The 24422-nt window shown below is 45.0% G+C and carries 19 protein-coding genes and 1 riboswitch; of the genes, 4 read left to right on the top strand and 15 right to left on the bottom strand.

Going from position 1 to position 24422, the window contains the following annotated elements; translation table 11 throughout:
- Together ACMQ5W_RS01570 and ACMQ5W_RS01565 are read right to left on the bottom strand one after the other, a co-directional pair.
- The gene (locus ACMQ5W_RS01570; RefSeq protein ID WP_148493302.1) at positions 1–1440 is read right to left on the bottom strand and encodes a PLP-dependent aminotransferase family protein; all 1440 of its coding nucleotides are present in this window, start codon (positions 1438–1440) and stop codon (positions 1–3) included.
- Positions 1441–1473: 33 nt separating this feature from the next.
- Positions 1474–2127: a phage head-tail adapter protein gene (locus ACMQ5W_RS01565; protein WP_419022816.1), complete on the bottom strand. Its 654-nt coding sequence runs from the start codon at positions 2125–2127 to the stop codon at positions 1474–1476.
- A gap of 185 nt (positions 2128–2312) precedes the next feature.
- On the opposite strand from ACMQ5W_RS01565, the gene ACMQ5W_RS01560 reads away from it, so the two are divergent.
- The 3 genes from ACMQ5W_RS01560 (at position 2313) to ACMQ5W_RS01550 (ending at position 6342) form a co-directional block, all read left to right on the top strand.
- A complete protein-coding gene (locus ACMQ5W_RS01560; RefSeq protein ID WP_148493304.1) occupies positions 2313–2933 on the top strand; it encodes a LysE/ArgO family amino acid transporter in 621 nt (206 codons plus the stop codon).
- A gap of 148 nt (positions 2934–3081) precedes the next feature.
- Complete coding sequence (locus tag ACMQ5W_RS01555) at positions 3082–3765, top strand: SdpI family protein (protein WP_419022814.1); 684 nt, start codon at positions 3082–3084, stop codon at positions 3763–3765.
- 78 nt (positions 3766–3843) lie between these two features.
- On the top strand, positions 3844–6342 hold the full coding sequence (locus tag ACMQ5W_RS01550; RefSeq protein ID WP_419022813.1) for a hypothetical protein: 2499 nt from the start codon (positions 3844–3846) through the stop codon (positions 6340–6342).
- A gap of 50 nt (positions 6343–6392) precedes the next feature.
- Here the strand turns inward: ACMQ5W_RS01550 and ACMQ5W_RS01545 are convergent, their stop codons facing one another.
- The 7 genes from ACMQ5W_RS01545 to ACMQ5W_RS01515 form a co-directional block, all read right to left on the bottom strand.
- Positions 6393–7607, bottom strand: coding sequence for an anti sigma factor C-terminal domain-containing protein (locus ACMQ5W_RS01545; protein WP_419022811.1), 1215 nt, complete (start codon positions 7605–7607; stop codon positions 6393–6395).
- Complete coding sequence (locus tag ACMQ5W_RS01540) at positions 7594–8091, bottom strand: RNA polymerase sigma factor (protein WP_419022810.1); 498 nt, start codon at positions 8089–8091, stop codon at positions 7594–7596. The genes ACMQ5W_RS01545 and ACMQ5W_RS01540 overlap by 14 nt, the downstream gene beginning before the upstream one ends.
- A gap of 408 nt (positions 8092–8499) precedes the next feature.
- Positions 8500–11220: an EAL domain-containing protein gene (locus ACMQ5W_RS01535; protein ID WP_419022808.1), complete on the bottom strand. Its 2721-nt coding sequence runs from the start codon at positions 11218–11220 to the stop codon at positions 8500–8502.
- Between the two features lie 208 nt (positions 11221–11428).
- Entirely contained in the window at positions 11429–11917 is a 489-nt protein-coding gene (locus ACMQ5W_RS01530) for a prolyl-tRNA synthetase associated domain-containing protein (protein ID WP_419022806.1), read from the bottom strand.
- Between the two features lie 57 nt (positions 11918–11974).
- Positions 11975–12871: a DNA/RNA non-specific endonuclease gene (locus ACMQ5W_RS01525; RefSeq protein WP_419022804.1), complete on the bottom strand. Its 897-nt coding sequence runs from the start codon at positions 12869–12871 to the stop codon at positions 11975–11977.
- On the bottom strand, positions 12868–13281 hold the full coding sequence (locus tag ACMQ5W_RS01520; RefSeq protein WP_419022802.1) for a hypothetical protein: 414 nt from the start codon (positions 13279–13281) through the stop codon (positions 12868–12870). The genes ACMQ5W_RS01525 and ACMQ5W_RS01520 overlap by 4 nt, the downstream gene beginning before the upstream one ends.
- 23 nt (positions 13282–13304) lie before the next feature.
- On the bottom strand, positions 13305–14288 hold the full coding sequence (locus tag ACMQ5W_RS01515) for a DUF4003 family protein (protein WP_419022800.1): 984 nt from the start codon (positions 14286–14288) through the stop codon (positions 13305–13307).
- Between the two features lie 142 nt (positions 14289–14430).
- Here ACMQ5W_RS01515 and ACMQ5W_RS01510 point away from each other — a divergent pair, with 142 nt between their 5' ends.
- The gene (locus tag ACMQ5W_RS01510) at positions 14431–15336 is read left to right on the top strand and encodes an AraC family transcriptional regulator (RefSeq protein ID WP_419022798.1); all 906 of its coding nucleotides are present in this window, start codon (positions 14431–14433) and stop codon (positions 15334–15336) included.
- A gap of 44 nt (positions 15337–15380) precedes the next feature.
- Here ACMQ5W_RS01510 and ACMQ5W_RS01505 read toward each other — a convergent pair whose 3' ends face one another.
- The 6 genes from ACMQ5W_RS01505 to fabZ all read right to left on the bottom strand — a co-directional run bounded on the left by ACMQ5W_RS01505 (position 15381) and on the right by fabZ (position 24421).
- On the bottom strand, positions 15381–15878 hold the full coding sequence (locus tag ACMQ5W_RS01505; protein ID WP_148493314.1) for a GyrI-like domain-containing protein: 498 nt from the start codon (positions 15876–15878) through the stop codon (positions 15381–15383).
- Positions 15879–16033: 155 nt separating this feature from the next.
- A complete protein-coding gene (locus ACMQ5W_RS01500) occupies positions 16034–18163 on the bottom strand; it encodes a hypothetical protein (protein WP_419022796.1) in 2130 nt (709 codons plus the stop codon).
- 67 nt (positions 18164–18230) lie between these two features.
- Positions 18231–22064: a chitobiase/beta-hexosaminidase C-terminal domain-containing protein gene (locus ACMQ5W_RS01495; RefSeq protein WP_419022794.1), complete on the bottom strand. Its 3834-nt coding sequence runs from the start codon at positions 22062–22064 to the stop codon at positions 18231–18233.
- 31 nt (positions 22065–22095) lie between these two features.
- A complete protein-coding gene (locus ACMQ5W_RS01490; RefSeq protein WP_419022792.1) occupies positions 22096–22635 on the bottom strand; it encodes a prolipoprotein diacylglyceryl transferase family protein in 540 nt (179 codons plus the stop codon).
- 350 nt (positions 22636–22985) lie between these two features.
- A riboswitch (cyclic di-GMP riboswitch) is annotated at positions 22986–23067 on the bottom strand.
- Between the two features lie 405 nt (positions 23068–23472).
- Positions 23473–23919 (bottom strand): MarR family transcriptional regulator, encoded by a 447-nt coding sequence (locus ACMQ5W_RS01485; protein ID WP_148493318.1) that lies wholly within the window; start codon positions 23917–23919, stop codon positions 23473–23475.
- 70 nt (positions 23920–23989) lie between these two features.
- Entirely contained in the window at positions 23990–24421 is a 432-nt protein-coding gene (gene fabZ, locus ACMQ5W_RS01480; protein WP_419022790.1) for a 3-hydroxyacyl-ACP dehydratase FabZ, read from the bottom strand.
- Position 24422 lies beyond the last annotated feature (1 nt).

Genomic DNA, 24422 nt, shown 5'->3' with positions numbered 1-24422 from the left:
CTAATAATATTTTTCTACAATGGATGCCAGGATTTCCAGCGCTTTTGTCATATCGCAAGGATCTGCATAGGCGTAAGAAATCCTTATGGCGTGATTTTCAATATAGTCGTAAACGTTTCCGGGATTCAGCAAAACTCCCCGCTGCAGTGCCTCGCGAAAGACCTTGTCAATCGGTACTTTTTTGTTGAAGCGAAGCCAGATATAGAAGCCTCCTGTGGGTTTGCTCCACGTAGCCATATCGCTGAAATTCCGCCTGACAGCATCTAACGCGTGATCTCTCCTGTCCTTCAGTTCTCTGCGCAGCCCTGCAAGATAGACGTCATAGTCTCCGCTTGTCAAAAGCTCCGTCATCATCCACTGGGATACGGAGCTTGCGCCGTAATCGGTCTGCATTTTGACATCGCCCAGCCGCTGCACTACTGCCTCCGGTCCGACGACCCAGCCGATGCGAAGACCCGGTGCCATGGTCTTTGATACAGTGCCCATGTAAATGACGGATCCGGTCTTGTCGCTGGCTTTGATTGCCCTAGGAGGCTTCTCCTCAAACCACAGCTGACCGTAAGCGTCATCTTCCAGCATCGGCATGCGCTTGTTCTGGCAGAAGTTCAAAAGCTCTCGTCTCCGTTTCTCACTCATGACCATTCCGGTCGGATTGTGATGGGTTGGAATGGTGTATAACAAGGAGTCGATGGAAGCATCTTTCATCTCCCAGTATTTTATACCCTCATCGTCCATCGGTATACCATGTAAATTCATACCCGCTGACTGAAAAATCTGCAGGGATTTCAAGTACGTAGGCGCCTCTGTATAAACCTGGCTGCCTCGTTTGAGCATGCAGACACTGATCAGCTGCAAACCCTGCAGAGAACCACTGGCAATCAAAATATTGGCAGGGTCTGCCTCGATACCCTGCTCCAGCCGCAGTCTCTCAGATAGGGCGCGCCCCAATTCAGGAAGGCCAAGAGGTCCCAGATAACCCAGGTGGGGCACGATTTCCGGCATTCTGCGAAAGATCTTCGCGACCAATTTATTCGGATACAGCTCTGGTGCCAGTTCTCCCGTGCCGATTCTGATATAACCCGGTTCAAATTCCAGCTTGTTGATGGCCTGTATGGTTGGGATATTGGCATGAAAAGGTCCGCTCTGAATGTATTTGTTCCAGTCCGGCGGCTGGCTCATCAAAAGGGACCAGGTATTGCTCTTCACCCTGGTTCCTCCGCCGAAATCGCTTTCCAGGATGCCATAGGAGATCAATTCTTCCATGGCTGTAACAATGGTGCTTCGATTGACGCCGAAAGCCTCTGCCATAGCTCTCTGCGAAGGCAGGCGGCTGCCAATCACCCAGTCTCCCGCGGCAATCTTATCGCTGATGTATTTTACAATCTGCCTGTAGATCGGCGTCTTGTCCGTCTTATCAGGCTTCCACTCGAATTCTATCATTGTACTTCCCCCTTCTCAGAAGCAGAGATCACTTTACAATAATTTCTTTTTTATGCGCAAGCATGCTTCAATGTGCATAATCCAATGACGAGAAAAAGGCATTTGAATCAGTCCTCGAAAATCCTTTCCGCACCAGTAATCGATGAGCCAATGGGCATTTTCGTCGTCGCTTACTACTGCCAGTGACCTCAAATATTCTTTCTCTTCCTTTTTAATCTTTCTTTTTAAATCTGTGAATGATAAATTTCTCAGAATGCCATTGGTACTGTCGTTGACAGCGGCCATATATTGATATAGCGCATCCAGATTTAATTGCTTCGAAAAGTCAGAAATCTGTTCTTTCACAAGTTCATTTCCCGTCGTAATAATAGGCGAACCAATGCGCTTTTGATAATTTCCGAGGAAGAAAATCTGCTCATCGCCTCTGATAAGGGTATGGGCGACTATGTCTTCAATGCGGAAAACGTGCCAGAGTGAATAGGCGATGGTTTTACTGTGGTAACCGTCAGCGCTGGCAAAAGGTCTCGCGCTAAAATCATCTGTGTCCAGCTCTCTTTTTAGGAGGAATATTTCGTCAGTCAACTTCTGGCGTAAGGTCAAAAGTGTTACAATGCCTTCTTGAAAAGTGGATTCTTTTTTAATTTGCATCTGCATCGTTTTATTGAGTTCAGACCATTCTCTATTCATTATTCATACCTCAAATTGATTATCTTTTATTGTATCATAAAACGACCACCAGTAAAACATAGGGTTTCATCCAGGATGCAAAAAGATATATTTGGTTGGTTTCATTTTCTCCTCATTGGTAGGTTACATTCCCCGCCAGCTGTGTTATGATAATTACCAGATATTCAAGATTACGGAGGAACAATATGGTATATTTCATTCAAGGCCTGACCATGGGGCTGGCTTATGTGGCTCCCATCGGCCTGCAGAATCTATTCGTCATCAATACAGCACTGACGCAGAAGAGGAGCAGAATCTACACCACCGCACTGATTGTCATCTTCTTTGATGTAACCCTGGCACTAGCCTGTTTCTTCGGCATTGGCGCCATCATGCAAAGTTCCAAGTGGCTGCAGATGATCATCCTCTTGGTTGGCAGCCTGATTGTCGTTTGGATTGGAATCGGTCTGCTGCGCGCGCACGATAAGATGGATACCTCGACCAAGGTAGACGTACCCATCCTCAAAGTGATCTCCACAGCCTGTGTAGTGACTTGGTTCAACCCCCAGGCCCTCATCGACGGCTCTATGATGCTCGGCGCCTTTCGTGCTACCCTGCCCGCAGATCAAGGTGCGGAATTCATTATCGGTGTGGCCTGTGCATCCTGCTGCTGGTTTCTGGGCATTTCTACGATCTTGTCCCTGTTCAGCGCAAAATTCACTGATAAGGTGCTGCGTATCATCAATATCGTCTGCGGCCTGGTCATCATCTTCTACGGAATCAAATTGTTCGTCAATTTCGTGCAGATGGTCCTGCCACTGATATAGATTCTATTGTGCCCCTTTTAAGGGGCATTTTTAATTCCTATGCCCCGTGTGATGTAGTCATCTTCCTTGACTTCAACAGTAGGCAGGGCTATAATTGAAAAAAATAGCAGTACAGAGCAGGGATCGGCTCTTATAGGAGGCGGTAAAAATGAATAAGCGAGCACTGAGAATAGTCAATTATATTTTAATATTTCTTCCGACGATTATAAATATCGTCACCTTTTTCTATTTGCCTGAGCGGATTCCTGCACATTATGGGTTCAACGGCCAAGTCGATCGCTGGGGCAGCAGATATGAAACTTTCCTTCTGCCTGCTATGGTCATCGTCTTCGGAGTTTTTATGCTTTTGATGGCAAGAATCTCTGCCAAGATGGATCGCAAGACACCGGAATGGGAAAGAAAGGGACGTGATAACGAGAAATATTGTTTGCTCAGTAACATCGCCGCCCTCATCGTCTTCAATATCATGAATCTCTATTTTTTGTACACTTCATTTGCGCAGGTGCAAAATCTTTCGGAGACAGCCTTCGACTTCCCCAGTGCGATTTTCGCTCTCTTCGGCGCCCTCTTCATCGTCATGGGCATTATCATGCCAAAGATCCAGCGGAATTCCTTCTTCGGATTGCGGACAAAATGGAGTATGAAAAATGAAACGTCATGGAAAAAATCTCAGCAATTCGGAGGGATTTCCTTTATAACAGCGGGTGTATTAATGATTGCCGGTACCGTGTTTTTGAGGGGGATCAAATGTACACTGTGGGGATTTGTTATCTGCTCTGTCCTGCTCATTGCGGATGTGATTTATTCCTATCGAGCGAGCAAATTTGAATAATCCTCTAAAAGACGAGGTCTGGATGAAACACATCAGATCTCGTCTTTTAATATACTGATAAGGTATGGAGGTATTACTATGACAATCATAAAAACACTCTGCCCCTATCAGGGGCCTGGAAAAGAAAATCCAGAAACCATAGGCGGATATGACATCATCCGACCGACAGACGACCCCGCAAATCCTGACTACTGGATTACTTCGGGTGAAACAACAGTTTACGATGCCGGAGCCAACAATGGAACCGGCAGTGATTTAAAATTCTATGACCGTCTGCGAATCTCCAAAGGTGCAGAAGGCGGCTGCACGGCTGCTGTAAATCTTGATTTGGAGGCGAACCCTTTGGTCTATTCTTACTACCCGCCCCATTCCTTAGACGTCATCTTCGTCTTAGATGTGACAGCCAGTATGATGTCGGGAGGCAGCAGAAAAATGGCGCTGGCAAAAAGAGCATTGATCCAGACCATCAACCTGATGTGGCAGCAAAACAGGGATACCAAGGTCACCATTGTTCCCTTTGCCAGAGACGCCTATGTGCCTAATACAGACCGGGGATTCTCCTATGATTACCTCGGTACTCTGTTCACCTGGCGGCGTTCCACTACCAGCGGTAACTTGATTGGTCAGATTCTCGGTTACCGCAACGGCTCTTATATCTCGTCCACGGATATGCAAGTCTATATGACCCAGTCGGCACCCATCGCCGCCAGCACTGAACGAAGCCTGTATAATTACTACAGATACTACAAAATCCAGTATTCCGACATCTACAACGACGACGGATCGGCAAAGGCAGACACTGTGCTGCAAAACTACCTTGCCAGCATATACGCTGCAGAACCCGCCGCATATACGGGGAACTTCATCACTGCTGTAGCAGCAGGAACCCCTCTCACCGCCGCGCAACTGCCCTATAGCATGAACGACAGCGGGTATGAGAACAATACCATTTTAGATAACATGATCTGGGCTATTCCTTACGGAGAAGACACCAACACAGAGGCCGGTCTGGAGGAAGCCTACACCTTACTGCGGACTCCCGGATTCGCCCAGTCTGAAGATATTCTGCGCCGGGCAGTCATACTGATTACCGACGGCCAGGCCAATCGTTCGATCAATGCTGCTGATGCAGACGTCTATGCAAAGCCAGACAGTGTCAACGACGATTTCCTGCCCGATATGCCCGGGGCCCCTTGGAAGTATTATCTCTATCTGCAGCAGACGCTGCCAACCCTCATAGCCGAAATCGCCAATCGTTCCGCAACTTCTCAGGAACTGGTCCTGGCTCTGCAGCGGGCTTACGAGACGGCTGTAAGGATTAAATCCCCCGTCGGCGGCAACGCCTCACTCTTCGTACTCGGCATCGAGATTGATGCCCAGACCCCGGGGCCATATACCAGAGAAGATGTGCTGAACATCATGAGAACCATCGCCTCTTCTGGTTCTTATTTGCGAGAAGCCACAGAGAACGGCTCCGAGAATCCCATTATCGAAGAACTGGAGCGGTTGGTCCGCGACCTCTTCGTGCTCACAGGCAGCATGCAGCTTATCATCACCGATACCATCAATACAGCCCTCTTTTCTTATGTTGCTGGTTCTATCAAAATGACAGGCTGGCAGGACGGCATACAGCTGAAATCCATCAGCGCTGCTGACATCACTGATCCGACAGACCCAGATTATACAGTTTATACAAAGCCGGCTCTGCTGCCAGATGTCAGCGATGCCAACGTATCCAACGGGGTCATTACGGTGGATCTGGGAAAGGTGCCATTTCCACTGGCTTCTCCTGACAGCAAAACACAGGTCAGACTCACCTATGAGGTCACTAGCAAAGGTTCCGCCCACGGAAATCATCTTCACACCAACAACGATGAGGAGACCTTTGTCACTTTTCTCGAACCAGACCACTTAGTGGCAGCTTCCTCGGATTTGGTCTACGACAATCCCGCCCGCATCCTGTACTTTCAGACGCCTACAGTCGCCTGCAATGCGGAATTAACGGTGAAGAAGTTTGTCGGCAGAACGCAAGATCAAGTTTTTTATAAGGAAGTCTCTGTCTCTGCCTGTGAAAAAATCTACTATCGCATCGAGGTGACAAACTATGCAGATACACCTCTCACTTTTCCTCTCCTCTACGATATCCAAGGCGTAGAAACAGTGGAAGAGGCTTTGCACAGCGGAACTCGGCGAATCCTCGGCGAAAACTTTACAGTTCCAGCTAAGTCCACTGCTGAATTCACCTTTGATGACAAGACAGATTGCGGTGACCAAACCATAACAGACTTTGCCATACTGGTAACTGATGGAGGCTATATCTACGACAATGCGGCAGTCACAGTCATCGACGGTGCGGCATCCTTTACGGTGCAGTATCTCAACTGCTGCACAGGAAAGCGGCTGCGACCGGATAAGGTCGTAGACAACGTAGGCGCCTGCAGCTGCGTTTCAGCCGCCCACAATATCATCCGTATTCCCGGCTGGCGCTTTGTCTGCGCAAAACCCTATCACATCAACCTGTGTGAAGGACAGCGATTGATCAAACTCTACTATGCGCCTGGCTGCTGCTGGTGCTGATAATCTAAGCAAAAAAATATCAGGGAAGTTTCCCTGATATTACATAGGTTTTAGTTCAAAGGCACTGCTTTGACAGTATAAACCTCCGTCTGATTCAGAAAATCCAGTGCGGTTTCTTTATCCATAACCGCCGCAAATCCGGTGATTGCAAGATTATTCTTTGCAACGTAGTTCTCTGCCTGTGAAAGGCTTTCTTCTGATAAACCCATCATCTTACAAAATTTATCCTGATCTTGAAGATAGGAAGTCATACTCAGAAAGTGCGTTTTCATATTCTCATTCGTATTGATATTCGCATACTGTTTATCCAGAGTATCTCCCTTTTCTCCCGACGGCTCTTGCCAAGTCAGCAGGTATGGGTATTTTTCTTTGTCCCATTCCATAGAGGTCGATAGGGAAGCATCTCCCATCATCCACAGGTTGGCACAGGTATCTTCTTCTGTTCTCACTGCACACCAGAACTCACTCCCATATCCGCGGTCAAAAATGAATTGATGGAGCTTTTCATAATCGGATTGCTGATTCAAGGTCACATAACACAGATACATCTGCCCGCTGAAAAGTTCGTTCAGTCTTTGCTTTGCCCTTGTCTGGTCCTCCGCAGTCTGTTTTTTTCCTTTGATGCTGCTGAGCAAAGTCTGTTTATTTATCTTCTTTTCTTTCATAGAAGAAACGTTGTACCACTCAATACCGTCCCATAATGTTTGATCGAAGATTTCTATGCCAAAGTAAGTCAGTTTGCCTTTTTCAATCTTGCCTGCTACATTAAGAAACTGTCTGTCGTCCCAGCCAGAGGTCTGTCTGATATAGATGTCATAATTGCCATAGCCCCTGTTGTTCACATCTACATCCTGCCTATAGTAGCCCGGCGCCATTAGTTCTGAATAAACTGCGAGATCTCGGCTCATCTTAGTCTCTTCGCCGTACACTAGGTCGCCGATAGGTTCTGCCGGATTGTAGTACCTCTGTTCCACGATTTTAGGCAGGCCAAACTGAATAAAGAGCACGGCAATCAGGGTAACGATAAAGACCGTAATGCCCAGTTTCAAAAAGGCTCTTCTGATTGAACGCTTCACCACCTTGGCGAAGTCCTGGGCTGATCCCTCAGAAGAGGTTTCTTCTAATACCAGATCTGGAAGCTCCATTTCATCACACAAGTAATCGCTGATCGCTTCATGTTTTTCAATATCCGCTTCGACCGTTTCTTTCCTTTCTTTGTCCAGGCGGCCGTTTTTATACAGTTCTAATAATTCACGATAAGTCATCTTCTTTTCCCTCCATATAAGTTCTCAGTTCTTTACGTGCCCTGCTTGCAATCACTCTCACATTCTCTGGGCTGATGTGCATGATTACAGCGATTTCTTTCAAACTGAGCTGGCTGAAATATTGCATCACCAAAACCTCCTTTTTCACTTTGGACAGATTCGTGATTCCCTCATAGAGAACCTGATACGTTTCGTTCCTAAGCAGTTTTTCTAACGGTTCGTCCTCTTGTGTTATAAGCGGCTCCAGCTTGCTTTCCGCCCTGTGCTTGTCCCTCTTCATCAGATTAAAGGTCAAGTTCCTGGCAACCCGGTAGAGCCATGCTCTCATATTGCCATGGGTCTCTGGCAGAGACAGGATTGCCTTTAAAAAAGTTTCCTGCAGAATATCCTCTGCGGCAGAATGGCTTTTACACAGAGAATAGACATAGATATAGAGTTCGTGATAGTAGGCATCATACAGCTGCTCCAGCGGATGGTGATCCAATCCCCTCACCTCCGTTTCGAAGTGGATTTCTTTTGCGTTCTTCTGTATATATAACAATGGTGGCAGAAAAATGTTACATGCTTTTCAGGTGATTTAGATAAAAAACGTGGAAATGACGGAATCAAGCAGTCAAGTCCGTCAAATCGAGATTTGGGGACTTTTCGCATGAGACCTGCCAACGATTTACTTAAAGTAAATCGGGCTAGGGCTTCAAGATTCCTATTTCCACATGTCGCCCGCTGGGGGGGCGGCTCTTCGCAAGGTACGTTCTTTGATATTCCGTCAATATCGTCTTCATCGATATTTCCTACATAATAAAAATAAGGAGGACACCTTTACGGTGTCCTTCTAAAATAAAAAACTGCTGCTATATCTGTTTCGATTCTTTATCTGTGTTGCTTCTGCATGTCAGTTCAAGTATTTTTCTTCATACTCTGAAAGTGATATCGGTTTGCTAAATAGAAAACCTTGCACTGTTCTGACGCCATATTCTTTTAAAAGGTCTAGCTGCTTTCTATCCTCTATTCCTTCAGCAATCAATTGAATGCCCATCTCATCGCACATTTTTGCCATCGTCCCAATGATGATCTGCGCTCTTTTATTTGAAATGATGTCTTTTACAAATCCCTTATCTATTTTCAATACATCGAATTTTACTTGTGACAGCAGCGCTAAGTTCGAACTTTCTACGCCGAAATCATCCATAGCCACTTTGAATCCTGCGTTCCTTATCTGATTTATTCTGGTTACCAATGTATTCAAATCCGTACAGTTCGCTCCCTCGGTAATTTCTATTTCGAGGAATTCTCTCTGAACCTGATATTTATCACTGATCGCCTCGATGCTTTTTACGAAACCCTCATCCATGAACGTAATTCTTGAAAAATTGCTCGATATTGTAAATAGAGGCTCGTCTTGATCTGCCCAGGCGCTTAAGTTTTTGCACACCTGTTCAAAAACGTAATAGTCAATCTTACTGATAAAGTATGTATCTTCTAATACTGGAATAAATTTATCTGGTGTGATGATCAATCCGTTTTCATCCTGGTAGCGGATGAGTGCTTCTGCTCCGACCATCTTGCAGTCTTCTACATCAATTTTGGGCTGCAGATACACGATGAAACGATGATTCTTTATATTTTCTATCAATACATTCGGTTCCGTCAAAAATTCCAATATATCATGATTATGTCTATAACGGCTGGTAGCGTGATGGCCTTGATAAAATTTCTTCTTATCGGCATACATCATTTCGTCGGCTTCTTTGATAATGTCATCCATGTCGGAGCAATTTTTGTTCCACTTACATCCAATCGCAATTTGACACTTGCTATCCTGAAAATCGTTTTTCAAGAGCTGGACACTGTCATAAAAACGTTCTTTTGCTATATCCAAATATATGATTACAAACTCATCGCCGCCGATACGGTACAGATGATTGGAAGAGCCTCTGCTTTTCATAATGCTGGCACATTCCTTGATCAGATCATCACCTGCATCATGACCAAACGTGTCGTTGATTTCTTTCAACCCATTGATATCTAAATAGACCACTCCGACAGAATCCTGATGCATCTTAAATTCAGAAACATCCTCAATAAAACGATTTCGATTATAAAAAGATGTTAATTTGTCTATTTGACTTAATTCAAAGAGCATCTTTTCATTTTCATTTCTCTGCATGGCGAGGGAAAGAAAATATTGGATTGTCTGCATGAATGGGGCTGCTGTTTCAGCCATTTCCAAGTCCTGATTATCCAATCCGATGGTTCCGCTTATTTTGCCATCTTTTATCAAAGGAACCCAGATGATATTCCGAATACCCTGTTGGGAAAGCAGTTCATAACCGGTGGGAAAGGTATCCTTCATCTCTTCAACGTCATTGATCACAACCTTTTTATTTTTCTCCAGCTCGTCCAGCCATACTTGATAATCCCCTATTGGAATATTTTGTAGATTGTCAATCTCAGGAGAAATCCCTTCTTTGCACCATTCTGCAATATTCGAATAGTAATCGCCGTGAAATGAGAAGACATAGGCGCGTTCTGCCGAGAAGAGGGTTCCGATATATTCCAGAACTCTGGTGATGGCAAGATCAATATCGCGATTATTATAGAGCTCACTTACGCAGGCAAGGCGGATATCATCTCTTTCCAATCTTCTTTTCAATTCCGTTTTTTCATCATTGACTTCTGTGATATCAAAAGCGATTTCCATTCTCGCAATATGGCCATCCCATTCTATCAAACGGTCTTTCAATAGAAAATGCTTGTTTACGATCGGATTTGTATACTCCCAAGAATAGGTCTCATTCATTTTTATAAATTTATTTGTACAAAATGGACATGGTTCATCAAAGCCCTGTAAAACTTTGTAGCATTTTAGACCGGATTGGCTGTCATCAATATGGAAGGTTCTTTTTCCTGCCTCGTTGACAAACAGCAGGTCGTAAGTATCCACATCGGAAACATACATCAATTCTGATATTTCATTCATCGGCGCTTGCAGCTCCTGCGCTCGTTTTGATAGCTGTTCACTCTTCTTGATATTCTCCTTTTCGGCTTCGATCAATTTTCGCTGTCGTCTTTCTTGATAGAAGGTAAAAATTGAAGATCCGAGAGCCATGACTATAAATATAGAATTCATGATCATCAATATTTTTCTTGCGCTCTGTACTACCTGTTCCGTATACTCCTCAGCTGTAAGGACGGTATCATCTGCTAGTTTAAAATAGTCTTCACTTAAGTCATATAACCTCTGGTCAGAAGCGCCATCTCGATAATCGTAAATCTGCCTTTTAATCTCTGCCCAGTCTTTTTTCATCTCGATTAACGAGGTCTGGAATTCCTCACTTTCAAGTTTTCTTAAATTCAGATCATCGCTTCCATTTGACAGTCCTGATAAAATATGATCCAGCCGTTGAATCAACTCATCGTCTGGCACATGGTTTAATTCTTTTTTTATCAATCTCTGCGTTGCGCCGCGAACGATGCCGATATAGTTTATGACTCTGGCGTTCCCCTGTAAATCATCTATTAGATTCAGTGACATAAATGCTGTGAAAATCAGGGCTACACATAAGATAACCGGAACAAAAATTCCCCCCAATTTTGTTATGATCTTTTTCATATTATTGCTCTCCTTGATGCCTTGCAGTTGTTACTTAGGTTCAGGCTCGTCCATTTAAATCATTTATTTCTTTCAATTCATTATAACATTTCTCAATACCTACTACAATGGGAGTCGATCATTCATTGGAAGATATACCCAGAAATTTGCCCAGAAAGGAGAACCCCAGCATAAATCAAAAAACAGGACACCTGTGGGGGTATCCTGTTTAGAATTCGATCACCTTTGCCTCATAGCCGATAGCCTCAATAAACTTTAATAAGTCCGTGGTCTTTATGAAGATCGTCTTTTCATTGGTGTTCGGATGAAAGCTCATTCTATCCTCATCGATGATCTCTTTGTCAATGAAAACAGAAATATCTCTATCGTCATTGTACAGCAGACCGAATGGGGAGACTACACCTGGCGGAAGCATCATTTTTTCATAAAGGCTGTCTGATGATGCCATTTTGATTCTTTTGCTGCCCACGATTTCACCAAAGGCCTCCATATCCAGTCTCTTATGGTCATCCATGATTAAGAGATAATAGGCAGTCTTTTTCTTGTTGGTCAGAAACATCGTTTTCGTGCGCACGCCCTCAATACCTTCAATAAAGCGGTCCGCCTGTTCTGTCGTCAGGGCGGGTTCGTGTTCGACGAGTTCAAAGGAGATTCCAAGAGATGCGAGTGTTTCTTCAACTTTCTTATACAGATTCATTTTTTAATCCACCTTCTTGTTTTTTCGTATTTGCAGTACAGACTCCTGCGACATCAGTTAGGGATTACACCTTTGACACGGCTCATAACCCTGGTCGATCAACTCCTGACGCGGACACTTCAAAGTCTTCTTGTTTGACTCCTTGGTATCCTTAACACTGCTGCAGGACGGATTGTGAAACTTATGCGTATTGGTGTTCACTACAAAGTTCTGTTCCTCTGTATCAGATTTCTTCTTCGCATCACTGCTGCGGCGGCTTTCACCGGTGGCATAATCGATGACGATCCCCGGCTGATTGTTGTAAACGTAGACATTGAATGTAATGCCTTCACCTTCATCTTCTACAGACTCTGCTTCCATCTGCACCCCGCTGGCTACCAGATTCTTTCCGTCATAAATCGGCGTTACACGATAAAGCACGTGGTTACCCGTTTCTTTGATGTAGTCCGCTACCATATTTTCAAAAGGCAGCATGCCGTCCACATTCATATACCTGGTTCCAGTAATCAAATTTTTTTCATTGGCATTTTCTGCCGTCAACTGGTATCCGATCAAATGACAGCGATTGTAGAGATACTTGCCGTCCACATTGTCGTACTTGACGGTCCTCCAGCCGCTGGGTTTGACCGATCCAATGCTGCCCCTCTTCTGTGTGGGCATCAGATCCTTGCCGATGTTGGCAAAGGCAGTTCCACACCGCCCCAGATTGTCCAGATCACTGTATTCCTCAAAAGACTCTGTGGTAAAGTCGCTCTCGCTGAAAGACGGCTCGTTATCATCTACCACCACATAAGGTTTTCCCCCATATTCTGGTATCTCGTCTAAACTTACTACCGCCCCTTGTGATGATGCACTCATGGTGCCTGTAGAATTCGATTCATCCGAGGTGCAGCCTGTCACACTCAGTGCGAGAATCAAAATCAGAGGCAGCAAAATCTTGCTGATCTTTTTCATTTCTCATATACCTCCTTTGTGATTTTCTCGTGGGAGTGACCGGCGAACTCCTCCGTTTCCTTGCATTTCCAGCCGTGTTCCTCCAGGGATACATCAAAATAAAAATCTCCTGGATATTTTCTGTTCCATTTATATACTATGATTTGTTCAATCTTCTCCTCATAGGCTGCCGGACTGCTATTCTCTATGAAACAAAAGTCTCCCGGCTGGGCTTTGTCCATAAAATCCTCATCTATGACGATGTTCTCTGCGATTTCTCCTTCAAACTGTTTTGCCGAGTAGCTGTTCATCCACAGCTTGCTTCCAGCGGTTTGTGTTAAAATCTGCTGACGCAGAATACGGTCCTGGCTCTGCCGTCTCTTATTAAACATCATGGCTCCGTTGTCATCCAGGCATGTCATGATTATCATCTTCCATTCCCCTTTCCCAATATTTAACTCGAAGCTGACGCTGATGCCGCAGCCGCCGATGCTGCTACTGCAGCGCACATGGCTGCCTGTTGTGCTACTATGATCGATACGGTGCTGCTCACCGTTGCCGCACTCATGACGTCTTTATCCAGATATTCGCTCTGTGCCAGTATTCCTGCGTACATCAGTCTCTGTTTGGCACCGATGCCAAAGACACCAAAGCCTTTCTGCGCTGATAAAAAATCGTCAATTTCTACCATGGTTTCTGTGATAGAGGAAATATCGCCTTCGGATAAGGCCAAAACTCCCAGGGTCGGCAGCTCATACCCTTTGCCATATCTGCATCCAGCCTCCTTCAGCGCATCGTAAAGCTCGACAGTGCGCCTGCATTTGCTCTCTGCCGTCGCTTCGCTGATGGACAAAACATGGCTCAGTGACTGCACTGCATTGCTGGACATGGACATACTGCTCAGGATATCATAGCACGCCTCCATATCCTCAATCAACACATCGTCACCCTTCTCAGACAACGCCAGCATGGCAGCAAAACCGCTGTCCTCACTGGAAGTGAGGAAAAAGTGATTGGATTTCATCCGATCGTAGATTCTCCTGGTTCTCTGGGCGATTTCTTCATATCGAAAAGGTTCCGCCATCTGAGCGATGATCATCGCTGCAATCGGCAGAAAAGCCGATGAAAAGAAAGACTCCTTTAGCATATCGTAGACCTTGAGTCCTTCGTTCAGGGTCTTTTCAGGGTTTCCGCTGAGATCCAGCATAGAGGCGATTGCCAGCTTCACCGTGCTGCGAAAATTGGAAAACAGACCTGCCCGCTCTTTGAGCAGATCCATCGCGTCTCGAAGTTTTTCTTCATTCACTCTGCGGCCCTTGGCAGTATATAATGCCGCGCAGAGAGGGTACATATAGGCGTTCTCCCATGCGAATTCCCCTTTGATGCGATCCCTGTTCTCTATAAATAATTGGCAGTTTGCTTCAATCCTATGGTTCATAATAATCCCCTTTCTTTTTACTGATTGTTTTCATTTTACAATGTAATAGAGATGAGAACAAGCGTTTTTTAAAAGAGCATTGCCAGACAAGCATATTTTTCTGTTTCTATGTTATTCTATAGAGGAAAAGGAGGTGCTGAACATGCACGCATGGGAACAAATACAAGTAACCGTAGACTATATAGAAGATCATATCGCAGAGCCTTTCGATATTGAAAAGTTAGCTAACATGGCCGCTTTATCACCATTTTATTATCAAAGACTCTTTCGCAGGCTGGTGAAAAAACCGCCAGGTGAATATATCAAGCTGCGCCGCATGGCCATTGCGACAGAGGAACTGCTGGAAAAGGACAAGCGGATTCTGGATGTGGCTCTGGATTTAGGATTTTCTACACACGAACATTTCACCAGGGTATTTAAAAAGACCTTTGGCATCACGCCGGAAGAGTATCGGAAAAACCCCACAACCTTCAATCGAATGACCAAACCGCAGCTCCTGCTGCATTACACACTGATAGACGAAAATGTACCTTTAATCAGCGACGGTATCGTTCTGGAAATCAACAGAAGGCAGCTCTATTCAACAGAATCTTTCATAGGCCTGACAGCGAAAGCGCCCCTTCAGTTTATCAATGACCTCGGTACAGCGTCGGGCGTCGATCCCCTGGATACACTTTGGCGTGCATTTCACGATCAAAAAAATTCAATTCCTGCTTTGATCAAATACGGCGATGAAATAGGAATTACTTATGCCAGTGATGACGATGGTTTCTTCAACTATTTTGCCGGCGGACAGGCGGAGGCAGACACAACGGCGCAGGGCTTTCAAAGCTGGCAGCTGACACCGGGAGAGTACATTGTCTGCACCTTTGAAGCGGAAAACTTTGAGCATCTGGCCATGGATGTGCTCTACAAAGCCCATCAGTATCTCTTCAGCACCTGGCTTCCACGCCACGGCATTACTACAGAGCCTTTTTCCGCCGAACGTTATCAGAGTCACAGTCCCGATACCACCCAGATGGAAATATGGGTGAAGGTTAAGAACTAACAAAGAGGAGCGGTCAAATTTCTGACTGCTCCTCTTTTGTCGTACTATTTCTCTCTCACTGCGACCCAGACCTCCACTGAATCCCCTTCTCCGTAATACTCGATGTCCGGTGCTCCCGACTTCATCCGACCTGTGAGGTAACCTGCATTGAGAGCCTTGTAACCGGACTTCGGCAGCCACTTTGTGATGGCCATTGCCTCGGTCTTTCCGATAGTTTCCACTGTACACGGAAAGACAGCCCAAGTTGCAGCCGGCACCGTATATGCATCCAGCCCTTCTACTTCTTGGTCACTGGCTACAGCGATGTAATGATTGAACTTTCTCGAATCGACCGGATCTGTATTATAGACACTGATTCCGAACAAACCGTAAGGTTCCTGATTCATCAAAGGCATCAAAGCCGCCTGCTGCCCTTTCTCCTGAAAATCCTTCCACTGGGCGGGAACCGCCTTCGTCCCCTCTTTGCCTTTGTTCGTTGTCTGTATGCAATAACCGACGACGCGAAAACTGTCTCGCTTTTCAATCCTAAATGGTAACTTCATGTATGCTCCTCCTCGCTGGTTTTCTCCATTATAAGGGATATCCTTAACACTGTCCTCTCACTTTCGGAGCCAAAACTGCGAGAGTTACGTCCAATTTCTGTCAAAAAACCCGCAGAACCAAGTCTGCGGGTTTTGATAGTAGCGTTTGTTTTTAATTATTTGGCAGTTCTGATTGCCTTGTTGGACCACTTGGTGTAAACTTTTACGCCGTCGATCTTTCTGACGCCTCTCACCTTGTAGTAGTATCTGGTTCCCTTTTTCAGAGCTTTTGTGTTCTTGTAGCTCTTCTGCGTTCCTGTCTTAGTGGTGTAGAAAGCCTTTGTTCCATATCCGCTGTTCTTCTTTGTAGAACGGAATACCTGGAAGTAGTCCACCTTGTATCCATAGCTCTTCTTCCACTTGATTGTAATGGATTTCTTCTTTGCGGATGAAGACGCCTTGAGTGTCGTGGCCTTCACGCCTGCCTTCAGTTTATCGTTCTTTGCCTTTTCCTGTGCTTTGATGGCCTCGTCTGCTTCTTCAGCAGTCATGATGGCATAGGCGGAGAAGTGTCCTGTGTTAAAAGTATAAGTGCCGTCAGCATTCTTAGTTCCAGCTACCTTGGTATAGTTGCCTTTATCGTCGATGTAAACGCATACGACTTCCTTGTCCTTTAAGGCTGTAGGAAGTGCCACTGTTACCTTTACGTTTCCACCCTTGAAGTCGGTGACGTTGCCGTTGTCTGTAACGATTTTCAGTTCGAAATGAACCTGGCTGTCGTCTTCCTTAACCTTGTCAACGACAATCGTTATGTTGCCCGTCTTTGCCTGGTCAGCTACAGCCTCTGCTGCTTTCTGATCGAGAACGACTTCTGCCGCGTCAGTTTTTACGACTACGTCTGCATCGGTCTTTTCTACCAGAGCCCTGACGGTCTCTGCCGGAAGGCTGACCTCTGCAATCTTAGTATCTCCCTTTGTCGTTGCATCGATGATGACTTCCTCTGAATTGTTCTCTACTGCCTTGTCGACAATCTTGTCAGCAGTGGTCTTGTCAACAGTTGTAGTGGCCTTGCCGTCTGCACCTGTTGAAGTTTCAACGTCAGCAGTCGTGGTCTTGTCTCCAGGGTTGTTCGTTACGTTGTCAGTCGGTGGAACTGCACCGCCGCCACCGCCACTTGGAGGAGTGACGTTTTTCTCCGTTAACGTCATATCTGCCGTTACATCGCCGCTCTCATTAAACTGTGTTCCTGTCAGGTTCAGTTTTTCTATGGCTGTGCTTACAGTCGTTCCGTATGGAACAGTCACTGAATTTCCGCTATATGTAACAGTATATCCGCCGAGGATTTCCACGGCAAGACTTTCTTTTACATTCCCAACTGCATCGTTGAACATCTCTACTAATTTAATTATTGCTCCTGCCATTGCATTATTATTTCCATTGACAGCTGTTCTCAAAGCAGCCAGCGGTGTCTGATTATCTGCTGTTGCCACATTCACATCGCTTCTGATATAGATGTCTCTATTCAGTGTTACACTGGAGCTGCTGACCTGTAATACGCTTCCCTTTGGCAGATAGATTTCTATATTTTTCCCTGCAGGTGCCGCATTGGTATCTAGCCGTGCATGACCTTTAATCGTGTTTACTGCAGCAAGCAAACCATCTGATGTGGAGATGTTGTCGATGGTGCAGTCCCCCTCTTTCTCATCAAAGATCAGCTTTTCGCTGCCAATCTGCAGATATGCACCGTGTTTGATTACGATCTTGCTGTTGTCGACTGCTTCATTGGTTTTTGCAGTGAGCAAATCCGTACCAGTCAATGTCTGCCATGCGGCTCTTACGGCATCTACAGTATTTGGAGTTGCTGTCCATTTAGCTGTATTGGTATTGGTGGTATCTTTTTCAACAGTATAGGTAAATGCTTTGTCATTCACTTTTCCACTGATAGTGCATCCGCTAAACGCCAATACATTCGGAAGCCAAGTATTCAAGTCTGTCCCGCTGCCTTGTTCTAGTCCCGTGCTAAATTCCAATTTGTGCGTTTTCATGTCCGTGATCCCGAGGCCTCTGACATTCTGCATGCCCAGTTTCACTGTAACTCCTGACTTATAGACCGTTGTCCCGTTTACTTCTGCAACGACAGAATAGTCATCCTTTGCAGTCACAGTGGCGGTAGTCTCGCCGGATTTCAATTCCAGCTTCACTTTTTCGCCTTCTGCCATGAATGAATCGTCTGTTGCAAACGCCATGGCTGGCATCATGCAGACGGTCATCGCAACTGCCAGAAATAGCGACAAAATTTTCTTCATCTCTCTTTCCTCTCTTTCTTAAATGTAATAATTGATATATGCTAAAGCAATTTGCCATTAGCCACTTTTATTTCGCGATTCTGATTGCCTTGTTGGACCACTTGGTGTAAACTTTTACGCCGTCGATGGTTCTAACGCCCCTCACCTTGTAGTAATATCTTGTTCCTTTTTTCAGGTTCTTGGTGTTCTTGTAACTCTTCTGAGTTCCCTTCTTTGTGGTGTAGAAGGCCTTGGTTCCGTATCCACTATTTTTCTTCGTGGATCGGAATACCTGGAAATAATCTACTTTGTATCCGTAGCTCTTCTTCCATTTGACGGTGATGGATCCCTTCTTAACAGATGAGGATGCTTTGATGGTAGTCGCCTTCACACCAGCCTTGAGCCTGTCGTTCTTTACCTTCTCCTGTTCTGCGATGACCTTGTCAACCTCTTCCGCCATCATAACAGCGTAGGTGGAGAAGTGCCCTGTTGTAAAGGTGTAGGTTCCGTCATAATTCTTCTTGCCTTCCAACTTGTGGTATATACCGTCATCATCGATGTACACGCATACGGCATTTTTGTCCTTCATGCCCTCAGGCAGCTTGATGGTAATGGTTGCATTACCGCCTTTGAAGTCTGTAACGTTTCCACTTTCGGTCACAATCTTCAGCTCAAACTCTAGCCTGTCTGCATTTTCCTTAACCTTTTCAACTATAATCGTTATGCTTGAACCTGCCGGTGCTGACTTTGTCACTGCTTCAGCTGCTTTTTGATCTAACTTTACTTCTGCTGCATCTGTCTTGATGATAATGTCTGCATCGACCTTTTCTGCTAATTGAGACAGTGCGTCAACTGGCAGTTTTACTTCTGCTGCATCTGTCTTGCCTGCAGATGTGGTTGCATCGATGGTGATTTGCGCAGAATTATGTGCTGCAGCTTTTTCGATGACTTCTTTAGCAATCGACTGCGTAATTTCTGTAACTGCGGTCATAATACCGTCAGAACTTTCTTTTACTTCTGCTCCGATATCTACGTTGGTTATCTTTTCTCCATTGTTTTCTGTATTAGTCACAGTGCTTTCAGTATCTGGCAGCGGTGCGATGCCTCCACCTCCGCCTCCAGGCGTCGGGATGACAGGTTCCTTTTCTCCGCAGTTTTTACAGACTCCATTTACGTAATCATGACCGAGAGCTGTAATCGTTTCCTGTGCAACTAGCACATCACCACAGACACTGCAATGCTTTCCTTCTGTCAATCCTGTTTCTGTACAAGTCGGCGCTTTTCCTTTGTCAATGACTTCTGTATGTCCTGTTGCTTCGATGATATCTTGTTCAATCAAAACCTTGCCACAGACACTGCAATGCTTCCCTTCTGTCAATCCTGTTTCTGTGCAGGTCGGTGCCTTTCCCTCGTCGATGACTTCTATGTGTGCCGCATATCCCTCTTTTTCACTATTTTGTGTAAACGGACAGTTCAATCCTGTACATTCATGCCAGTGGGCAATGTCATCAGACTGCCATTCTTCTGCCCATTGATGTTTGTGCGGAATCTCAATGATATATTCAAATACAGCTACTGGGCTGTCAATAGCGCCTGACTTTGTTGCTATAGCCTTAATCACAGTTTTAACAGACTTGCCTTCTTCGCCAGCGACCTGAATAGGTTCTGTATACAGACTGCTCTCTACAGTCGGCTCCGAACCGTCTGTGGTGTAGTAAATCTCTGCCCCTTCTGTTTCAGTCTGCAGTGTTATCTTCTGACTCGTCTGATAAGTTCCACCATCGACATTAGGACTAGGGGTTTTTACTTCTTCCTGCTTCCATGCTCCCTCTGCGTAAAAGAGGCTTAAACCAGATTGCGTAGTTTCCGTTTCCATAAAGCTTCCATCTGCGTTTCTCAATCTAGCCGGACAGATAGGAACATCCTCGTAAGTTATCGTTGTGTTTGCCTGCGTAGCCTCATATAACTTACGCTCTGGATCTGACGGTGTCACAATTTGAATCTTGCCCGTTCCCTTGCTGCTGATGATGTTCGGTCCATCTGCTGTTTCTTCAATATCAGCTTTCGTAGTATAGAATCCGCCCTTAGCAATGAGGTTTCCATTAATGTCCAGTATAGCGTCTTTCAAATCTGATTGAGTGCGCTTATATATCGTGGAAGGAGTAAAGCCGACAGCTCTGAAATCAGTATTGTTAAAGACGTATTTTTTATTGATCCAATTATCTCTGTCATATACAAACAGGGATTTACCCTCAGCGACTTCTAAGGTCGCATTTTCAGCAACCGCTACTTCTACGCCAGGGAGTAGTTCAACTTCTTCATTAAGAACGAAGGTCCCCTGATTCACCCCAATTGACAAATTGTTTGTAATTGGCAGCACGAAATCTTTTGAAGATACGCTTACACCAACACTCATAGAAATTGAATTCAAAGCTGCATCTCCATAAAAATCTATGTGGAGGCGGTCTGTTGTCCCGTCATACCATTTTTCGATGTATCCTTCCCCCATCAGCTCAAAGAGCCCATCAGTGCCTAAAAACGGTACTGTTACAGTCTCAGTGACTTTCGAAGCGGTAACCGACGTCACGATATTTTCTACTGCGCCACTATAGAGCTGCAACTTTGCCTCAATGTTCTGCACATAGTACTGTGAAAATACGAATGTTCTGTGTACCTTATTGTTATCTTTCAGCATGTTAGAAGCTGCAGAACCGCCTCTCCAGTCCATAATCTGAAAGTACTCATAAATATTCGCACCTAATCTTGCCTCGATGATTCCGTCGCCGGTAATATAGCCATAGGCATACAGAGACGCCCCCTCTTGAACATCTATTTCTCCATTCTTACCGAGAACCAGGTGACCGTATGCTCCGCCCGTGGTTCCAGTATAATTTTGCATCGAACAATGCATGGCACTGACACTGACTGCACCACCTGTACTAACAGTCAGTGTACCGTTCACCGTCAGTCTGCAATATTCGCTTCTCGTCCCATACCCATAATTATATACGCTTTTGGGAATTTCCGTATAGCAGTCTCCTGCAGCATTAAAAGGCACCAGCAAAGTAACCCCATCAGGAATGGTATAGTTCCCCTCCATTACACTGTCTTGCAATACTGTAACAATTTTATCGGTAGCCGACAAATACGCTGCATTGAAGGCTTGCTGCCAATCATAATACTTATCTTTGCCCACCTTTAGTGTCGGTGCTGTATCAGCAACGAATTTAGCACTGATCCTCGCATCAGTATCCGTCTTCAATGTATACGCTTGTTTTTCTGAAAGAAAACTTCCATTCTGATACCAGCCCGCAAATTTATATCCTACATCGGGAGTTGCTTCCAACACATACCCCACAGATGCATGTCTGTTATATTCTATTTCCTCACTCAACTCAGTTCCGTCTACAGTATAGGTACCATTTTCAGACGTTACGAAAGTTGTAGAAGGAGAAACTTCTTGCAAAAGTTCCATGTTCTGTATAGAAATAGAAGTCACGTAGTTCTCTGGGGTCGTCAGCACTATGGTAATTGACACATTAGAATCCAGTTCTTTTTGAAAGTTTCCTGTCTGAGTAACAGTTTCTCCATCTATCACGATGGTTCCTTTATTCACAATGGTATAGGAGAATGCCAAAGTCGCTTTATTTGCTTTATTGTTAGTAATCGTAAGGGTTGTTTTTCCCTCACTATCACAACCCAGCGCATTCTTACTACCTGTTACATACCCTTCAATATCCGTGCCCTCAGCAAACCATGTCCCACCATCTACAGAAAGTCCAATTCCTGTATCAGTCAGGCCAGCGCCTTCGATTTGTTCAGCCGCAAACACGTCTGACGGGCCAATCACTGGCATCAGGCTGAATATCAGCAGCAGTGCCAACATCTGCGCCAGCATACGTTTCAAAATTCCACCTATCATGTTCTTTCTCCTTTTAATATTCTATCTATTACTATTTCTTCTTTTTTTTTACTTCAAAATACACGGAAAATCCTATCACGATACTTAATACTGCCCATATATGCCCATAATGGAAGAATCCCAAGATAGCCTTTTCTTCCCGCATCCATTCCACCACAAATCGGAATAGGCCATAAGAAATCATATAAATCGGCCATATTTCTCCTTGATGTGAAACACTGCGATTTTTGCGATACAAAACGATCAGCAAAATGATGTAGAAAATCAGTTCAATCTCCCTCGTCGGCCAGCGGATAGATTCACTTCCCGGAAAAAGCATGCCGTAACAACAGCCTGAAAAGATACATGCAATCCGTGCAAACAACAAAGTTGTAACGGTACACATGGTAAATACATCAAATACGTCAGAAATCCTGCGTCGAAAGATCTTTGCCCCTGCTAAGTAAAACAACGGCAATAAAAATATACTGCCAAATAAACTCTGCCCGCTGGACAAAGGCGTTCCCCAGGATTCGATACTGGCGAACAGCCTGACGCAGATCATTCCAGCCATTGAATGCAGAACTGACATAACGGGAATCATCACACCATGAAGTTTCAGTCTTTCTCGAAAAATCGAAAGCCAAACGCATCCACCAATGCTTCCCAGTGTTAAACAGACTAATAAAATATGTGACTGTACCCAAAGTAACGCCATTCTCTTCCAATCACCCTTTCCAATTTGTTTATATGCTGCATCTGACTATATGACAGCAATAAAAAACGTGGAAATGACGGAATCAAAGATTCCTATTTCTATATGTCGCCCGCAGGGGGCGACTCTTCGCAAGGTACGTTCTTTGATATTCCGTCAATATCGACTTCATCGATATTTCCTACATAATAAAAAAACAGACATACGGGTCTGCTCGTCACTTCTTTGTCCGCAACTGGCTGCCATCCTCTCAGAACAGGCCCTATAGTTTTGTGCCCCGGCCTTTCGGCAGGTTTACCCACATCGTCTTATTTATCTGCATGATATGCCAATCATCCCCTGCTCTGCTTAAGAAAGGTGACCTGCCATCCGGTATGCCATTTCGCATAACTTCCGGCAGGCACCGAGGGGACAATCTATCCAATATGATTATACCCCCCCCCGGTAGATTTTTGCAAGTTGTATTAGCAAAACATTCTCTAAATTATGATATATGAAAAAAGTGAATCACACCGGGGCGGGGGTGTCCAGCGATTGCAAAACGTCTGAAGGCAGGAGTGGCGAGCGTTCTGACCGTAATGACGGAATCAAAGATTCCTATTTTCAAATGTCGTCCACAAGGGGCGACTCTTCGCAAGGTACGTTCTTTGATATTTCCTACATAATAAAAAAAGGAACAGTCGTCTGAAACTGTTCCTTACATAATCATGATTATTATTCTTCTTCCAGCTTGACCTCTGGCATCAACTCATCGTCGATGACACCGAGAATCTCTTCCAATTCCTTCACCTCTTCAGGTGAAAACCTCTGCCGGATTCTCTGCATCACAGTACCGATATAATCGTAGGTGACACCGTAAGTCTTGCGGTACTTATCCGTAATTTCAAGATAATACTCTCGCTTGTCCTCCTGGCTCTGCACTTTGCGGACATAGCCCTTCTTGACCAGGCTGTTGATCTTGTACGCAGCGTTGGGAGGTGAAATCTTCGCAAAAGAGGCGAACTCGTTGATAGTCGGCCTCCCCAGAGAATAAATGGTCTCGACACAAAGTACCTCCATGGACGAGAGCGCATCCTCCACTTCAATATCCTGATTGAACACTTTGGAGTACAAACTCAATTTGAATTTCGTGTAAATATCAGAAAAATTCTTTTCCAGCATATCTCTCTCCATTTCTTGCGCTTTATTTCTTAACCTATTCTATCAAAATTTTAGAAAATTTGCAATTGCCTTATTCTCCTGTGATCACAAATGATATCTCGCCCTGGGCGGCAACTTTATCGCCAACCTTAGCAATTGCCTTACCAAAGCCTACTGGCCCACGGATTTCTGTCATCTCACAGTAAAGATCCAGAACGTCGCCAGGAACCACCTGCTGCTTAAATCGGCAGTTTTTGATGCCGCCGAAGACGGCGATTTTGCCTTTGTTCTCCGGCTGTGAGAGGATGGCAACAGCCCCAGTCTGCGCCAGCGCCTCCATGATCAAAACCCCCGGCATGATGTGTTTCTCGGGAAAATGCCCCAGAAACTGCATCTCATTGGCGGTGACACATTTGATGCCTTTCGCCCATTTGCCCTCTTCCATGTCGATGATTTTATCTACCAGCAAAAAAGGATATCTATGGGGAATAATCTCCTGAATCTGATTAGAATTTAGTTCCATT

Origin of the sequence: Emergencia sp. (genome assembly GCF_048465375.1) — a bacterium.
In the GTDB taxonomy this organism is placed as follows: domain Bacteria; phylum Bacillota; class Clostridia; order Peptostreptococcales; family Anaerovoracaceae; genus Senimuribacter.
The sequence above is the reverse complement of the archived record's forward strand: the minus strand, read 5'-3'. Positions and strand labels throughout refer to the sequence as shown.